At 37.6% G+C, this 16,119-nt stretch carries 18 protein-coding genes and 2 pseudogenes; 17 read left to right on the top strand and 3 right to left on the bottom strand.

Annotation, left to right across the window (positions count from 1 at the left end):
* The 11 genes and pseudogenes from J2Y67_RS26550 to J2Y67_RS26500 form a co-directional block, all read left to right on the top strand.
* A partial coding sequence (locus tag J2Y67_RS26550; RefSeq protein ID WP_310179029.1) for a hypothetical protein occupies nucleotides 1–1,250 on the top strand: 1,250 nt, incomplete at its 5' end.
* 15 nt (nucleotides 1,251–1,265) lie between these two features.
* A complete protein-coding gene (locus tag J2Y67_RS26545) occupies nucleotides 1,266–1,586 on the top strand; it encodes a DUF6572 domain-containing protein (RefSeq protein ID WP_310179028.1) in 321 nt (106 codons plus the stop codon).
* A gap of 598 nt (nucleotides 1,587–2,184) precedes the next feature.
* Nucleotides 2,185–2,961, top strand: a complete 777-nt coding sequence (locus J2Y67_RS26540; RefSeq protein ID WP_310179026.1) for a recombinase family protein — start codon at nucleotides 2,185–2,187, stop codon at nucleotides 2,959–2,961.
* A gap of 148 nt (nucleotides 2,962–3,109) precedes the next feature.
* A pseudogene (locus tag J2Y67_RS26535) lies at nucleotides 3,110–4,345 on the top strand (IS110 family RNA-guided transposase).
* A gap of 425 nt (nucleotides 4,346–4,770) precedes the next feature.
* Entirely contained in the window at nucleotides 4,771–5,391 is a 621-nt protein-coding gene (locus tag J2Y67_RS26530) for a T6SS immunity protein Tdi1 domain-containing protein (RefSeq protein WP_310179024.1), read from the top strand.
* Nucleotides 5,392–5,536: 145 nt separating this feature from the next.
* Nucleotides 5,537–5,770 (top strand): hypothetical protein, encoded by a 234-nt coding sequence (locus tag J2Y67_RS26525; protein WP_310179022.1) that lies wholly within the window; start codon nucleotides 5,537–5,539, stop codon nucleotides 5,768–5,770.
* A gap of 172 nt (nucleotides 5,771–5,942) precedes the next feature.
* A complete protein-coding gene (locus J2Y67_RS26520) occupies nucleotides 5,943–6,137 on the top strand; it encodes a DNA/RNA non-specific endonuclease (RefSeq protein WP_310179020.1) in 195 nt (64 codons plus the stop codon).
* On the top strand, nucleotides 6,080–6,373 hold the full coding sequence (locus tag J2Y67_RS26515; protein WP_310179033.1) for a DNA/RNA non-specific endonuclease: 294 nt from the start codon (nucleotides 6,080–6,082) through the stop codon (nucleotides 6,371–6,373). Before J2Y67_RS26520 ends, J2Y67_RS26515 begins: the two co-directional genes overlap by 58 nt.
* Nucleotides 6,374–6,384: 11 nt before the next feature.
* Nucleotides 6,385–6,861 (top strand): DUF600 domain-containing protein, encoded by a 477-nt coding sequence (locus tag J2Y67_RS26510; protein WP_310179018.1) that lies wholly within the window; start codon nucleotides 6,385–6,387, stop codon nucleotides 6,859–6,861.
* 184 nt (nucleotides 6,862–7,045) lie between these two features.
* Nucleotides 7,046–7,336 carry a recombinase family protein gene (locus J2Y67_RS26505; RefSeq protein ID WP_310179017.1) on the top strand — a complete coding sequence of 97 codons (291 nt, stop codon included), beginning with the start codon at nucleotides 7,046–7,048 and terminating at the stop codon, nucleotides 7,334–7,336.
* A gap of 148 nt (nucleotides 7,337–7,484) precedes the next feature.
* Nucleotides 7,485–7,874, top strand: a pseudogene (locus J2Y67_RS26500) (IS110 family transposase); the annotation flags it as partial.
* Nucleotides 7,875–7,962: 88 nt separating this feature from the next.
* On the opposite strand, the gene J2Y67_RS26495 reads toward J2Y67_RS26500, so the two are convergent.
* Both J2Y67_RS26495 and J2Y67_RS26490 read right to left on the bottom strand, forming a co-directional pair.
* Nucleotides 7,963–8,181, bottom strand: a complete 219-nt coding sequence (locus J2Y67_RS26495; RefSeq protein WP_310178574.1) for a DUF2922 domain-containing protein — start codon at nucleotides 8,179–8,181, stop codon at nucleotides 7,963–7,965.
* Between the two features lie 36 nt (nucleotides 8,182–8,217).
* Nucleotides 8,218–8,436 carry a DUF1659 domain-containing protein gene (locus J2Y67_RS26490; protein ID WP_310179015.1) on the bottom strand — a complete coding sequence of 73 codons (219 nt, stop codon included), beginning with the start codon at nucleotides 8,434–8,436 and terminating at the stop codon, nucleotides 8,218–8,220.
* A 302-nt stretch (nucleotides 8,437–8,738) separates the two neighbouring features.
* Between J2Y67_RS26490 and J2Y67_RS26485 the strand changes: the two genes are divergently transcribed.
* From J2Y67_RS26485 to J2Y67_RS26460, 6 genes are all read left to right on the top strand, one after another.
* A complete protein-coding gene (locus tag J2Y67_RS26485; protein ID WP_310179013.1) occupies nucleotides 8,739–9,713 on the top strand; it encodes a hypothetical protein in 975 nt (324 codons plus the stop codon).
* 26 nt (nucleotides 9,714–9,739) lie between these two features.
* A complete protein-coding gene (locus J2Y67_RS26480) occupies nucleotides 9,740–10,726 on the top strand; it encodes a GH25 family lysozyme (RefSeq protein ID WP_310179011.1) in 987 nt (328 codons plus the stop codon).
* A gap of 443 nt (nucleotides 10,727–11,169) precedes the next feature.
* Nucleotides 11,170–11,310 carry a YjcZ family sporulation protein gene (locus J2Y67_RS26475; protein WP_310179010.1) on the top strand — a complete coding sequence of 47 codons (141 nt, stop codon included), beginning with the start codon at nucleotides 11,170–11,172 and terminating at the stop codon, nucleotides 11,308–11,310.
* Between the two features lie 429 nt (nucleotides 11,311–11,739).
* Nucleotides 11,740–12,417, top strand: coding sequence for a hypothetical protein (locus J2Y67_RS26470; protein ID WP_310179008.1), 678 nt, complete (start codon nucleotides 11,740–11,742; stop codon nucleotides 12,415–12,417).
* A gap of 199 nt (nucleotides 12,418–12,616) precedes the next feature.
* Complete coding sequence (locus J2Y67_RS26465; protein WP_310179006.1) at nucleotides 12,617–13,813, top strand: sensor histidine kinase; 1,197 nt, start codon at nucleotides 12,617–12,619, stop codon at nucleotides 13,811–13,813.
* The gene (locus tag J2Y67_RS26460; RefSeq protein WP_310179004.1) at nucleotides 13,791–14,477 is read left to right on the top strand and encodes a response regulator transcription factor; all 687 of its coding nucleotides are present in this window, start codon (nucleotides 13,791–13,793) and stop codon (nucleotides 14,475–14,477) included. The genes J2Y67_RS26465 and J2Y67_RS26460 overlap by 23 nt, the downstream gene beginning before the upstream one ends.
* Before the next feature lie 113 nt (nucleotides 14,478–14,590).
* On the opposite strand, the gene J2Y67_RS26455 is transcribed toward J2Y67_RS26460, so the two are convergent.
* Complete coding sequence (locus tag J2Y67_RS26455) at nucleotides 14,591–15,778, bottom strand: MFS transporter (protein ID WP_310179002.1); 1,188 nt, start codon at nucleotides 15,776–15,778, stop codon at nucleotides 14,591–14,593.
* Between the last annotated feature and the right edge of the window lie 341 nt (nucleotides 15,779–16,119).

Raw genomic sequence — 16,119 nt, 5'->3', positions numbered from 1 at the left:
GTAAAAAAGCTAAGCAAGCATATCATTCAGCAGAAAGGAGTATAAAACACACAGCCAAGCATGTTGCTCATGAAGTAGCTCACGCTGAAAAATCGATTGCCAAAACCGTTCATCATGTCGCAGGACAAGTGGAGCATGCTGCTAAAAATGCAGAAAAGTCGGTAGAACACACAGCCAAGCATGTTGCTCATGAAGTAGCTCACGCTGAAAAATCGGTTGCCAAAACCGTTCATCATGTCGCAGGACAAGTGGAGCATGCTGCTAAAAATGTGGAAAAATTGGTTGAACACACAGCCAAAAATGTTGCTCATGAAGTAGCTCATGCTGAACAATCAGTTACCAAAACTGTTCACCATGTCGTAGGACAAGTGGAACACGCTGCGAAAAATGTTGAAAAATCGGTTGCAAAAACAGCTAAGAATGTTGCTAAAGCGGTGATTAATGCCGAAAAACAAGTGGCCAAAACAGTAAAAAATACGGAGCAGACAGCAAAACAAATAAAAACTGCCATTTCTAAATATAAAGAGAGCATGGTTGCTTTTGGAAAGGGAGCAGGAGATGCAGCGTTATCGGACGTAACTTTCAATACTGTTAATAATAATCCTAATAGCAAGCATCCCGTTGCTTATAAAGCAGGAGATATGGTAGGACATGCCGTAACTACATTAGCAGGAACAATTGAAACGGTTACTTCTATTGCAGCAGGAGTAGGTGGAATTACATTAGATGCAACAGGAGTAGGTGCAATTGCAGGGGTACCTGCAGGTGCAGTTGCAGCAGCTGGCGTTACTCAAGGAATTTCTATGGCTACGAAAGGAACTTCCGGACTTGTACAAAGTGGAAAAGATTTATATAATCTTGCTGTACATAATGAAGGAAAAGCAGTTAAATCAACTAAGGGTACGGGTAAAACACAGATTCAAAAAAATAAAGCTGCTGGTGACGCTTATGAACAGGAAGAATTAAATAAAATGAATAAAACTCATAAAGCGGTCCAGCAACAAATTACTATCAAAACCCAGAGTGGAGTAAAAACTAGAATTGATATTGTGGGGAAAAATAAACAAACGGGAGAGCTCGAGTGTGTAGAATGTAAAGCATCTCCCACTGCACCATTGACCAAAAATCAAAAGCAAGCTTTTCCTGAAATCGAGAAAACAGGAGCAACAGTTGTTGGAAAAGGGAAACCCCCTTATACTGGTGGTACACAAATTCCACCAACAAAGATAGAAGTTAGACGAAAGTCTTAAATTGGAGGGATAATGATGGCAGTGCAAAATACGGGTGAGGTAGACGCTATTGGAATTGACAATATCACAGGAAATGTAACTTTAGCCATATTTGATAGTCTTGATTGGGGAGATGAAGAAGAACACCTTTTATTACTTCAAGAAAAGTTAAATGTATATCTGAGTTTTATTGAAAGTGGAGAAGTATATTCAGTTTATGAACAGGCTAATGGAAGAAATTTTGAAATTAAAATACATTTTAAAAATAATATCCCTCAGAGTTGCAAGGAGTTTTTAAATACTGTTACTGAAATAATTTCAGAGGCAGGTTTTTATCTAACTTATAAAATTGGTTAGTAAATTTAAAACCTTGATTGGCTATATGCCTTTCAAGGTTTTTTATTTTAAGAACTTTATGGTTAAAAACAATATGACTTTAGAATCAAAAACTCATGATGATAGAAGAATTACGAGATTGGTAAAGTGGCCATTAAAAAAACTACCCACATTACTTTTAATTTTTATATGCACGCAAGAATTACAAAGATGGTATTTATAATTGTAATTACCTATTGTAATAAGGTGAGTAAATAAAAAAGGAAAATTAGAATTTTTAAGTGGGACAAACATAGTAAAATGTTCAAAAATTGAGACTCCATGAAGGTATTACCATCATGGAGTTTGGTTTTAATACTAGGATTGTGTAACAAGGACGATAATTAGGCGAGATGACATTTTACATGGCAGGGGTAGTTATGACATGGAATGGCTAAAAAACTAACGAGAATGACAAAGCTCGTGGCGATGAACAATGGCTAACGTAAAAAGGTGTTCTTACTCTGCGTTGGCTTTTAAATTTTAGGTTGTATTTTTACTAGAGATGGTCGTATAATACTCGCTATTCATTAAAAAAGCGTTACATAAATTTTAATTTTCGTAACGGGAGGGTGAAAAGTTGAACGTTGTTGGGTATATACGAGTCTCGACTCAAGGGCAAGCAAGAGATGGATACAGTTTGAAATATCAAGAAGATGAAATTAAAGCCTATTGTAAGGAACAAGGTTTGAACTTGATACACATTTTTAGAGATGAAGGAACTAGTGGTGCCAAATTAAATGAAGAAGCATTGGAAATAGACAGGGTGGGCTTACAGGAGATGTTGGCTCACCTTTCTTCTGTCAAAATTGATAATGTGGTGGTGCTCAACACAAGCCGATTATGGCGGTCAGATATTGTCAAGGTACTGATACAACGAGAGCTGAAGAAATATGGCTGTGACATTAAAAGCATTGAACAGCCATTTTACAGTATCCATAAGAAAGACCCAAATAATTTCTTGGTAAACGGCTTGATGGAATTATTAGACCAATACCAACGGCTTGAAATTGCGCTCAAACTAACGAAAGGGAGAAATAAAAAGGCAAAGGAGGGTGGTTATGCAGGTGGTCGGGCAACGTTTGGCTACCAGAAACAAAAAGGTGAAAAGGAACTAAAGATACATAACGGTCATGCAGAAGTAGTGAAAAGGTTGTTTGAGCTTAAACAGATACACAGGAAATGGTCACTGTCTAGGTTGGCAGAAGCATTAAATGATGAAGGTTATAGAACAACGCAGGGTAAAGCATTTACGAAAGTACAAGTGAAACGCATTTTAGACCCAGAGAGCTTTTATCAAGGAATTTATACATACGGACAAATACAAGCAAATGGGAAACATGAAGCAATAATTTAGAAGGCTACTTAAAAAAGGGACTCATTTTCTTATAAGTTCTTATGAAACAATGAAAATGGATAGGCTTTCGTACCAATGCGCACCAGAAGGTGAACGCTCGAACTAAGGTTGCCGGCATTTTCATTTAATTGAATAGGAGGATGAGTCAATGCACGAAAAACAGAAACACTTGTATGTTGGTGTAGACTTGCATAAGCAACACCACGTGGCAGTGGTCATTAATTGTTGGCAAGAGAAACTATGTGAAATAAAATTTGAAAATAAACCGTCTGCCTTTCCAACTTTTTTATTGGATATTGATAAACTAATAGAAGAAGGAATGACACCTGTATTTGGTTTAGAAGATGTAGGTGGCTATGGACGATCGTTAGCACAGTTTTTAACCGATCATGGACAGATTGTCAAAGAAGTAAACCCAGCTCTTTCGTACGCTGAACGAAAAAGCCATATGACCACACAAAAGAGTGATAGCTGGGATGCAGAATGTGTGGCACGCATTTTGTTGAACCAACTGAACCATTTGCCTGACGCGAAACCGAATGATTTATTTTGGTCGATACAACAATTGGTCACTAGAAGAAATGCATTGGTGAAAGCACAAGGTGCTTTAAAGAACCAACTACATATTCAATTGAACCACCATTATCCAAGCTATAAGGAGTTTTTCTCAGAAGTGGATGGAAAAACAGCATTGGCTTTTTGGGAACGTTATCCTTCACCGTCTTGTTTAGAAGGTTTGAGTGTAAAGCAACTGACCACGTTTTTATTAGAAGTAAGCAACAATACGTGTTCGTTGAAAAAAGCCAATGAAATATTGATGCTAGTAAAAGCGGATGGGAATACAACAAAAGAACATCAGGAAACAAGAAACTTTTTGGTAGAAAGTACTGTGTGCCATATTTTATTTGGAAAATAGGAAATAGGCAAGGTGGAAAGAAAATTAAAAGAGTTAATGAGTTTACTAGACTTTCAACTAGAATCCATGCCAGGCATTGACCTTGTAACAGCATCTGCTTTAATTGCGGAGATTGGTGACGTAAGACGTTTTCCAAATGCCAACAAATTAGCACGATTTGCGGGGATTGCACCTGTTTTCTTTGGCTCTGGTGGGAAAGGTAAGGAACATAAAAGCAAACAGGGAAATCGGGCGCTGCACGCTTTATTTTATAACCTCGCCGTACAGCAAGTGCAAGTAGCAAAAGGGAGTAAACTTCCAAGAAATCCGGTGTTCTACGCTTACTACCAATGTAAACTTAAAGAAGGCAAAACAAAGGGGCAAGCATTGGTATGCATTATGAGAAGGCTTGTGAATATTATTTATGGCATGATGAAGCATAAAACAGCTTATGAATTACCGATAATAAAAGAGAATGAAGTAGTGTAATAAGGTTATAAACTGGTTGTTTTTTTATTTATAGATTTTAAGATTACAACATAGGGTACGGGAAAAAGCGTTGACATCGACCTTAAGTACAAAGAAGGTTGGACTCCAGTTCAGAGGGCGGAAGCAGATGCAAAGGTAAAAGCATTAACAGAGGCGAATACTGTCAAAACAGCTCCGCAACGAAGTGGAACTTCCGCCGCCTCTCGCTACAGGAAGGCTAATGGACCGGAAACGGTTCCCCAAGGAAAAGATGTTGACCATACTGTTGATTTACAACTTGGCGGCGCAGATAATATTTTGAATATGAAACCATTAGATAGTAGCGTAAATCGTAGTTTGGGTAAACAAATTCAGAATAAAATTAAAGATTATCCAACTGGCACCGTGTTTGATAAATTTAATATTAGAGATTGAGGAGGAAAGAAATGTTCGAGGATTTTTATCAATTTTTCAATGTAACCGAACGAAAAGGGCATTATAGTTCTATCAAGTTAAATAACCTTCAAGCAAACACCAATGGTTTTTATGAACTTTTTAGCTCATCCAACGGCCAATCTTTTGGTTACGGTCTTTATCGCCTGCATGATATAACCAAAATTGAATATTGGAATAATATTATCAGCAAGGGATTCCCTGAATTCTCTGGAAGAATATCATGTTTTGGGTATGATTGGCTGGGGAGACAGTTTGCTCTTGATAACCAAAGAAAGGAAAATGGTCAAGCGCAAATTCTGATGTTTGAGCCTGGAACAGGAGAAGTATTGGAAATCCCTTGCAATTTCTACGATTTTCATAACGAGGAAATTCCAAATTATCATGATGCATGTTTAGCATCAGATTTCTTCCAAAGTTGGAGTGAAACAAACAAGTCAACTCTTAAACATGATGAGTGTGTTGGATATAAGATCATGCTATTTCTTGGCGGAGAAGATACTCTTGAAAATTTAGAGATGAGTAATTTGGATGTGTATTGGGAGATTTGCAATAATGTGTTGCAAAAGACAAAAGGTATGTCAGATGGCAGTACTATTAAATTTAACAAATAAGATTTCGAACCTTGATCGAGTGCTCGTCGCTCAATCAAGGTTTTTCTTTTACCCTATATTCTCTTATTCCTAAACATTATAACGTCCTTTAACTCATATGCTTACAATAAGGAAATAGTATGGAAAATTCACTCAACTCAGTAAAGTGCAAGAAAAGACAGCTAAGAGTTACTTAAATGAAATTATAAAAAAATATCCTTTAGGCTCTAAAATATCAACTGGTACTTTTAATCCAAACATTCTAAAAGAGGGGCGACTTAAAGGTGAATTAATATTAGAAGTACCAGTTCAAAATAAACCAATTCCGCAAATAGTTCTTGATGAAGCCACAAAAAACAGAATTATTATTAGGGATATTAATAGGAATATATATAATTGACTAGAAATACAAAACAGCCTATGAATTGCCGATAATGAAAGAAAAAGAAGTAGTTTTAATATGGTTATAATAAAATGGCTGCTTTTTTTTATTAGATTTTAAGATTACAACATAGGGTACGGGTAATAAAATCAGTCAGGCTTCGGATGATATCATTAGGGACGGCAGCCATATGGTTAAAGATGGAACGTTAAAACCGAATGTTAAGTATCAAGCAGGTGAATATGAGTATTTATATGAGACAGACAACACGGGGAGACTTAAAGAGTTTAATGCAGATGACTTAAAATTAACTGAAAGAGATAGTAGATTACCAATAAATCGAATACGCCAGGAAAAGAATCTGGAGACCATGCTGGACATTTAGCTGGTGATAGGTTTGGGGGCTCTCCAGATTTAGATAATCTTGTATCTCAATCGAGTAATGTGAATTTGAGTAAATACAAGAAGTTAGAAAATCAATGGGCTACAGCCATAAAAGAAGGGAAGAAAGTTTCCGTTAATGTTAAAGTCAATTATGAGGGAACTGGATTAAGGCCGACAAGCTTTGAAATAAAATATAATATAGATGGTGTTATTAAGAAAGCAAGATTAAAAGATTAGGGGTGATAAACTTGAGTAAAGTATTTGAAGATTATTTTTCTGAATTACAAGCAGATATGGTGGCTATTTGTTTAGAATACGTTGAAAATGAAGCAGAGGATATTTACATTTACTGTTCCTATGAGCCAGAAATGTATGTTTTTGACGTTTTTTTTAAAATAAATAATCAATTTGTTTTTAAGCATAACTTAAATGATGCAGTAAATAGCACGAGCACGATAGGTAAGAAAGCATTGATTTATGATACCTCTGAACAAAGGCAAGAAGCTGTTTTAGATATTGGACTTGAAAATTTAGAAAAAATCCATGAAAAATGTAAAGAATATGGAAAAGAAATGCCTACAGAGATAAAGTTACATTATAATGTGAAGCAGAATAGTTTAAAAGGAAAATATAGATATGATTTAGTTTATTCAAATGACGAAGAGCTTTCACCAGATGATATTTTCGATTTATGGTTTGAAGAAGTAAAAAATGGAAATTACTGAAGTGGAAATGTCTAAATTAATATAAAAGTTCAGTAGTATTCAGGATTATTTTTAGAATTAACTATAAGCACTTGTTTGTCTTATTAGGCAACAAGTGTTTTTGTTTTTATATTAGAAATTTTAACTTTGGACGACATTGGACTATGCTTTACTGAAATTCATAGCTCATGAAGGTAGTACCATCATGGAGTTTGGTTTTAATACTTGGATTTGGAGACAAGAACGAGAATTAGGCGAAATGACATTTTACATGGCAGGGGTAGTAAAAAGATTATTTCAACTTAAACAAAAAAATAAAAAATGGTCACTGTCTAGGTTGGCAGAAGCTCTAAATGATGAGGGTTATCAAACAACACAAGGTAAAGCATTTACAAAAGTGCAAGTGAAACGCTTTTTATACCGAGAAAGCTTTTACCAAGGGATTTATACATACGGACAAATACAAGCAAATGGGAAACACCAAGCAATAATTTAATCAGCCACTTAAAAATAGCTCTGATTTTCTTATAGGTTACTATGTAACGATGAAAATGGATAGGCTTTCGTAACAATGCGCACCGCAAGGTGAACGCTCGAACTAAGGTTGCCGGCATTTTCATTTAATTGAATAGGAGGATGAGAAAGTGCACGAAAAACAGAAACACTTGTATGTAGGGGTCGACTTACATAAACAGCACCATGTGGCAGTGATAATTAATTGTTGGCAGGAGAAGTTAGCTGAATTAACAGTTGAAAATAAACCGTCTGCCTTCTCAACTTTTTTATTGGATATTGATAAACGTATAGATGATGGATTGACGCCTGTATTTGGCTTAGAAGATGTTGGGGGCTATGGACGATCGTTAGCGCAGTTTTTAACAGACCATGGACAGATTGTAAAAGAAGTGAACCCAGCACTTTCATACGCTGAACGAAAAAGCCATATGACCACACAAAAAAGTGATAGCTGGGATGCTGAATGTGTGGCACGCATATTGTTCAACAAACTAGAAAAATTGCCAGACGCTAAACCAATGATTGGAATAATTTGCTCCATTTTCGGCTACCTCCTTCCATTATAGTAAAGGAGACCGGCTTCATGAAGAACCCGGCCTCTCTTCTTTAAACAAGCTCATAATCTGTCACATTGCGTTCTACTACTCTTGCTCCTTTTGCTGAAACAAGGTCGCCGCTTCCTGTATAGAAAGCCCCAGAGCTTACGATCTGCTCCATTGATTGCTTCACAACTGCTTCATCAATCGGTTCTTTCGGATTGTCAACGGTAATGCGGGCAACTTTACCAGCAGCCGTTACAAATTGTAATTCCAATGTTTTAGCCAATTTCATCACCTCCCATCCTCAAAAATGAATACCTCATTAGGCTAGTAAATCTGAACAGTCTGTTCTCTCGACTCGGTTAAGCGTGTCATTACACAATACAAAGATGGCTTGTGCTGCTTGATAGAGTTGGTCAGCTGTAGCTTCTTTTTTGATATTGTTGAAGCTTTTTGCCTTTAAAATCGGATTCCCTTCTCCATCCACGCCGGTTTCGAATACGATACGAAGCTTAGTGGTTGCTAATCGCGCTTGTGCCATTGTTGATCACCTCCTCACACCTTCTATATAAAGAAAAATTGGGAGAAAGGATATGGTGTGGGGAAATTTTTTGAGGTTAGCCCCTCTCTCGACTAAATTTTACTGACCGGCAATAAGGTCAATTTAATTTTGCTAAACAAATAGTGTCATAACTTAATGAGAGAACCCCCTTTTTTCAAGGAAATTCGACTCATCCATTATAGAGTCAGCTTAGGTTAAAAGAACGCTTTCTTTGTACAACCGACAAAAAATTAAAAACATTGTCGAATACTGTCCGTAGAAGTTTGAGGGGAGGTGAAATTATGCAAATCCGGCATTTTATTCTAATGGGTGTATTTTTAGGGGCGGCCGCTTTCTTGCCCAATCATGCATTTGCAGAGGAAAACGAAGCCATCGTTCAATCGGAACCTCAAAACACTAAAGTACATACTATCGTTTCAAAGAACAGCGAAAATCCAATGACTTCGGAAAAAGCAGCCCCTGTTACACCTGAAAACGCAAATAAAATTCAAGGTGGAGCGGTTCAAAAACCAGTAACGGATCCTAGTGCCCAGCAAACCGTACCAAAACCTGTTCCAAAGTCACCAAACAAGACCAATGGGAGTATTGAAAAGGTAATGCCTTCTTTAGAAAAGAAAATAAAGACTAGTCAATCTCCGGAACCGGCAGCAAAGGTGAAAATTAAAGGGCAACCTGCAGAACCGGCAGCAAAGGTGAAAGATACAGGAGAAACTGTGGAGCCAGCTGCAAAGGTGAAAGATACAGGACAAACAGGACAAGCAAAGCCAAATGTTGTCACGAATAAGCTTTCGGAGGTCCCTATGTCACTCTCCTCAAATCAAACAAATTCTGAGGAGGAAACCAACAGCCAGCCTACAGGTTTAAAGGCTAAGTCTGAAGCTTTTATAAAAGATACTGAATCCTCAGTATCCATAAGGACGAGTCGTTCTCTGGCCTTGGTCCAGAAACCGTTAATAGATAAAGAAAACAAGACTACATCTAACAATAGGAAGAATCTTGGGGACATTGAGATCATGAATAACCCTCCACAAAGAACGCAATCCTTTGGAGGGCAATCCAATGAGCTTTTTAGCCCTGGCGCAGGCACCATAAGCTTTAGTGCAAATCGCTTTGACTGGGATGAATATTTTGGTTTGAACCTTGGCCAAATCTATACTTCCCGCCAGGCTAAATACTGTCATCAATGGATCAATGCTCCACCTTCACCACCGCCACAAGCAGCTCCTTTTTTCTTAACGTTATTTAACTACATGTAACGAAAATAAAAAGGAGCAAAATTGGAATGAAAAATTACCTTAAAGTAAAGAAACTTGTAAAATCTTTCGTAGTAACTGCCGTATTGTCTTTTGGACTTACTTCAGGCGGCCATTTTACTGAAGCGGCTGGACTCAATCAAGCAAAAACGGAACCTGTTAAATCGGTTCAAGCAAACAGTTCCCAAACTATACATGCCAGCAAAAAAGCAACTTCTCCAAAAGTTGAGAGTCAACATAAGAAAGAACGAAGAAATGTAAAATCGCAGGCAAGTGTACATGCCAGTGCAACAGCAAAAAGGAATGCTGCCCGAAACTCAGCAATCTTTACCCAAAAAACATTGGAAGAATCGAATGGAACGGAGGCTACTGCGGAATATATATTCGGATCGGATTCCGCTTCCTCACCGAATCCAAAAGGGGAAGATTTATATCTAGGGAAGTTAGGGTATGGCAGCACTGTGCAATTTGCTGCAAGTACGGGAAGTGGAATTTATTTCAGTAGTGCAAGGGCACAGAATGCCAGCTATGTTTACGGTTATTGGTTTTTAACTGGTATACAAAAGGCGCCAACAGGAACTTCTGCAAGTGATTGGGGGAGGCAGCAGGCAAAATTAGCACTAAAAACCTATGAAACTATGAAGAGTGTATACGGTTCGAAGGTTAGACCTGTTATCTTTATTGATGTGGAATCAGCTTTAACCGGTATGAAGGACAATGATTATGCAAATAATCGTTCGATTTATAACGCATTTGTTCAGTATCTAAATCAATATGGACAAGGTGTAAAACCTGGTACCTATTCGTCTACAGGGAACTGGGAACGTACGATGGGGGACTTTTCACCAAGCACTCCGGGGGCTTATTGGCTTGCTCATTACCCTGGTGACATCCCTTCCAATTTGACAACAAGCAATTCATATTGGGGCAATTTCCCTGGAACAAACGAAAAGGCAGAAATTTGGCAGTACTATGGCGGAAGCAATGACTATGATGTAGCTTGGAAACTTCCGTAACGGGTAAGTTTAGAGTTTAATAGATTTTTTATTTGTTCGCTATTTCCCACAGTACGTGGGTTTCGAAATTTTCCTGTGCGGATCATCCGGACAAAATTGATAGATTGTGAATAAAGGTATTTAAACAAACGGGTAAGCAATTTTGCTAGCCCGTTTATTTATTTATTTATTTATGCCATTTACCTTAATAACGTCTTAAATGTATTGAATAACTTTCGTTGTACCGCATCCTATTCGGATCACTACTTACACCGCCGAATGGAAATGGCAAAGCTGGCTAACGATTTCTAAGTAATTTTATTTAGATAATTATATAATCCTGGAAAGCTCAGATTTTGTAAATAAGTTACTGGGTGTGTCCTAAAAAATATTAGTGAAAACGCCCTTACCTATATCATTAATCAACATATTTTATAAGGAATAAAAAAAGGGAGTGATACAAAATGGATGGATATGGTTATGGTTTCGGTGGTTGCGGTTGCGGCGGTTTTGGCTATGGAGGTTTTGGTTACGGTGGCGGTTTTGCATTAATCGTTGTCTTGTTTATCTTGTTAATTATCGTTGGAGCGGTAATCTTTTATTAAATAGAACAATTAAAAAGCCCTTGTACAGGGCTTTTTGTTTGAGATTACACTTTATTAAGATCTATGCACATCAATGGATAGGGAGGTTTCATGCTAATTGGCTACACTCTAGAGTATGCATATGGCTAGGCAAATAATCCATTGGTTAAGCCCGATTTTGGAGATTTTATTCATTTTTTGATTCACTAATTCACTAAAGCAGGGTGACGAATATCCGTTAATCTGGAAATTTCTCTTAAGGACAAATCATCTTTCTGCCGCCACCTTATGAATTATCTCTAATTTGTAAGGACGATATAGAAAACCTTTTTTATATTTTTTTTAAAAGACTTTATACTTTTTTTAAACTTTTTTTCAATTGTTTTTTTTATTGGTTGCTACAATCCTTCATGTAAGCAAGATAAAAACTTATAATTGGAGGAATAAGCAATGAATAAAATCAAAGCCGTTTATGATGTAGTGAAAGCGATGAAAGATAAAAAAGCAAGAGAAGGTGTTCTTCGAGTAAAGGTAGAAAAGGATGGACAGCAAGTATCCAGCTTTCGTAACGAATTCCTGCACAATGAAGAAGGAATGACCAAGTGCAAGCTGCAAACAGAATGGAATTGGGATGGAAATGTAGGCAAGCATGAAAGTACAACAGAATTTAAACGAAATGATCAGAATGGATTTCCTTGCCGGGGAGGATTTAGACCGTTCCAGCATCGTGAAGGCTTTGGTCACGAGCATGGTCAGAATCGTGGATTCAAGAGAAAAGCCGATGGATTTTTATTTCTTCTCCGGATGCTAAATGAACTGAAGGTAGAAGAGCAAGGCGAACACCTTTTATTCTCACTCGAGCTTGATGATGAGGTAAAACAAATGAGGGAAAGGATGCAGGGGAAATTTGATCAAAATCGGATGTTCCAAGGACCGCCGCAGCATCATCCGCTAAGAGGGAAGCTGATGAAGGAAATCATATTAATGGATAAACCTAAAGTAATTGTAAATATTGCCGCAAATAAAGACAATGAAGTGGAAAAGGCAGCCATCACCATTCATGGAAGCTATGAAAAAGGCGGCACCCATGAATTGAAGGCAGAAGTAGAGATTAATTTTACTAAGTAACCATTATATAAGAATGGAAAAAACAAAATTGTCAAAATGCCATCCATGTTTTCTTCCATTCACTGGTTGATATGCAGGTTAAGAAAGGATAAACTTCGGTTAATAGTTTATCCTTTTTTTCAATCAATTAGAGGAGTATGGTCAACAGAAACCTCATCCATTGTCAGCTATTTTAGAATCGTATATGAGGAGAAATTGTATGAAAAACAAAAAACAGGTGTGGGCGTTGCGACGAGTTCGCCGGCACCCGCATGGCCGTCCCCCCTTCCCACCTTCCCATGGCCATCCATTTGAACATGAGATTCGTGAAATGCACGCCAGCTTTCGGAAAAATAGAAAAAAATTCCGTTATTTGAGGATTGTTTTTCTTTTAATCAACATCGCTATTTTTTACTTGTTATATCATTTTTTTGAAGTAAAGATCATTTTCATTCTTCTCCTCGTCTTTACTGTCATGAGGGAGGCGGCCAATTTCATCTTTCATTCACGATTGGAAAAGCAAATTTTGCGGCCGATTGATACGTTGATTGAGGGAGTAGAAGAAATTGCAAAAGGAAATTACGATACCGAAATTATTCATCCCACAAAAAACAAAATCCAAGCGCTAATTGTATCGTTTAATAACATGGCAAAAAAGTTGAAAAAAGGCGAAGAAATGCAAAAGGAATATGAAGAAAACCGCAAGCTATTCATTGCGAATATCTCCCATGATCTTAAAACGCCTATTACATCCATCCAGGGGTATATGGAAGCGATTATGGATGGAGTAGTCCCAAAGGATAAAATGGAAACGTACTTTAAAACCATCTACAGTAATACGGAATATATGAACAGGCTCATCGATGATCTGTTTTTATTTTCAAAAATTGATTTGGATAAATTAGTTTATCATTTTGAAGAAGTGCCGATTGGAGCCTTTACAGATGATTTAATGGTGGAGTTTATGTTTGAATTTGAAGAAAATAACCTGGCCTTCACTTATACAAATAAACTCGAGGAAGAGTATTTTGTTAGGATCGATCGAAAAAGAATTCATCAGGCGATTCAAAATATCATCGGGAACGCAAGAAAATATGGTGATGAACATGATTTAACCTTAAACTGTGAATTAGCGAAAAGGGATGATGTCATTGAACTATCTATAAAAGATAATGGACCAGGTATTCCAAGTGACAAGCTTCCGTTGATTTTTAATCGCTTTTACCGGATCGAAAAGGAACGGACCATAAATTTGATGAGTACTGGCCTTGGGCTGGCCATTGCAAAAGAGCTGGTCAAAGCCCATGACGGAGATATCCGTGTTGATAGTGCAGTAGGCAATGGTAGCTGTTTTACCATCATCCTGCCTATTTCAGTGAAAGGTGAGAAAACAAATGAAGCATATCTTGATTATTGAAGATGATGCAAATATCGCAGAATTAGAGAGGGATTACCTTCATCTGCATGGTTATCATGTCACCATTATTGGGGATGGTTTGCTGGGACTCAAGCATGCCGTCTCGGGAACTTATGATGTCGTGATTGTTGATTTAATGCTGCCCAATAAAGATGGATTGCAAATTTTAAAGGCGGTCCGTAGTAAAAGTGAGATTCCGGTTATTATTGTTTCAGCCAAAACAGATGATATTGATAAAATTAGAGGCTTAGGGTACGGAGCAGATGATTATTTAACGAAGCCATTTAGTCCTGCTGAACTAGTTGCGAGAGTTAAATCTCATATTAACCGCTATGAGCGTTTAATGGGGAAAAATATAGGTGCAGAAATTCTTATCCATAAAGGACTTGAAGTGAATACGGCTTCCCATCAGGTTTTGGTGAATGGAAAAGAAGTAATATTCACCGCAAAAGAATATGAATTGCTTGTCTTTCTCATGTCGCATCCCAATATTGTATTTAGTAAAGACCATCTTTTTATGACCATTTGGAATGAAGAACACTTTGGAGATACGGCAACTGTGGCTGTTCATGTCCAAAAAATTCGTAAAAAAATAGAAAAAAATCCAGCCAATCCACAATATATTGAAACCATATGGGGGGCTGGATATCGATTTAATGTATAACGGAAATCTTTAGCTTCCAAACGAATTTTCTTCTGAATTAGTAGGGGTCAATCCCCTGATTTGTTTAAATTATGATTGTCGGAGGGAACCCATTTCGTTAAAATAATACCCCCTTAAATACGTAAAATAATCATCAATAATGCAGCGATTACAGCAATCGCACTGCTTGTGCTGAAAGCAACCATAGGTCCAAACGTTTGCCATAAATAGCCCGCCATAATACTTGCCGGCAATGCCGCCAAACCGGTCATAGCATTGAAGGTACCCATCGCGGTGCCTCTTTGCCCTTCAGGTACAATATCGGCAATATAAGCTTTTTGTATCCCTTCGGTAAAAGCGTAGTAAAATCCATATAAAACAAACAATATCCAAATCCAAGAAACGCTTTTTGCTATACCGAATCCAAAGTAAATGGCTGCAAAAATCAAAAATCCGGAAATGAGGACGGGACGACGACCAATACGATCGGATAACATTCCTATCGGCATCGAAAAGATACTGCTGCTCATATTCAATGCGAAAAAGGCTAGCGGAATGAAAGCGGAAAGCATCCCTGCATCCTGTGCACGTAAAGCTAAAAAAGCATCTGAGAAATTACCGACTGTAAAAAATGTGAAAATCAAAGAAAACCAAATAAAGCGACGATCTAGATTTTTAAATCCTATTTTCGGAAGGCTTGCTTGTTTTACATTTTCTCTTCGATCCTTTTCTTTCAAAAAGAAGATGATAAGAATAACTGCCAGGATCCCGGGAATAACGGATAACCAGAATACGAGACGATAATTACCTGCATAAATAGCCAAAATCCCAAAAGCAGCCAATGGTCCTAATGCTGCACCCAAGGCATCCATTGCGCGGCGAAAACCAAACGCTTTCCCGCGCTCTCCTTTCGATGTGGAATCGGCAACGAGCGCATCACGCGGTGAAGTCCGTATTCCTTTACCGAATCGATCGGAAAAACGAATAATAAGAACCTGACTCCAGTTGGCGCTTAACGCGAAAAACGGTTTTGTCAAATTTGATAGACCATAGCCAATTAACATGAGCAGCTTATGTTTACCTAGGCGATCCGTAATCCAGCCGGAAAACATTTTTAAAATACTGGCAGTGCTCTCGGCTATTCCTTCAATGATACCGATTGACCCTACCTGTACGTGTAAAACGGACGTAAGATATAGGGGCAGAATAGGTACGATCATATTACTAGATAAGTCTGTAAATAAACTGACAAGGCCAAGTACAAGAATCACAGGATTTATTGCAAAAAGTCCCCTTTTGTTAGGTTCAGCCGAAGAATTCATTTTATCACCTCTCCTAACTATACTACCGTAGGTAGAAATAAAATTCATCAAAACCAGCGGGCAATGAATAAACAAACACTCGCTCATGTGAGGAAACAATTTATCAAAATACAGCGTAAAACCCCTTTCTTCAGATATGGGGATATAAGCTGTATTTTTTTGTTAATTCAAGGGATATGGCATGACTTTGTTGGGTGTTTTTTGCTAAAATTAAGGAAATGGAACAAACGTTCCGTTTGGAGGAGATGAAAAGAGACGTGAAAAGGAATAAACTAAAGGAGCAAAAGAAAAACGAAACCAAAAGAGATATTGTTGTAAAAAAAATTCCGTTGCGATTAACT

The sequence above is a fragment of the Neobacillus niacini genome (genome assembly GCF_031456445.1).
In the GTDB taxonomy this organism is placed as follows: domain Bacteria; phylum Bacillota; class Bacilli; order Bacillales; family Cytobacillaceae; genus Neobacillus; species Neobacillus niacini_I.
This window is presented reverse-complemented; position numbering and strand designations above follow the sequence as displayed.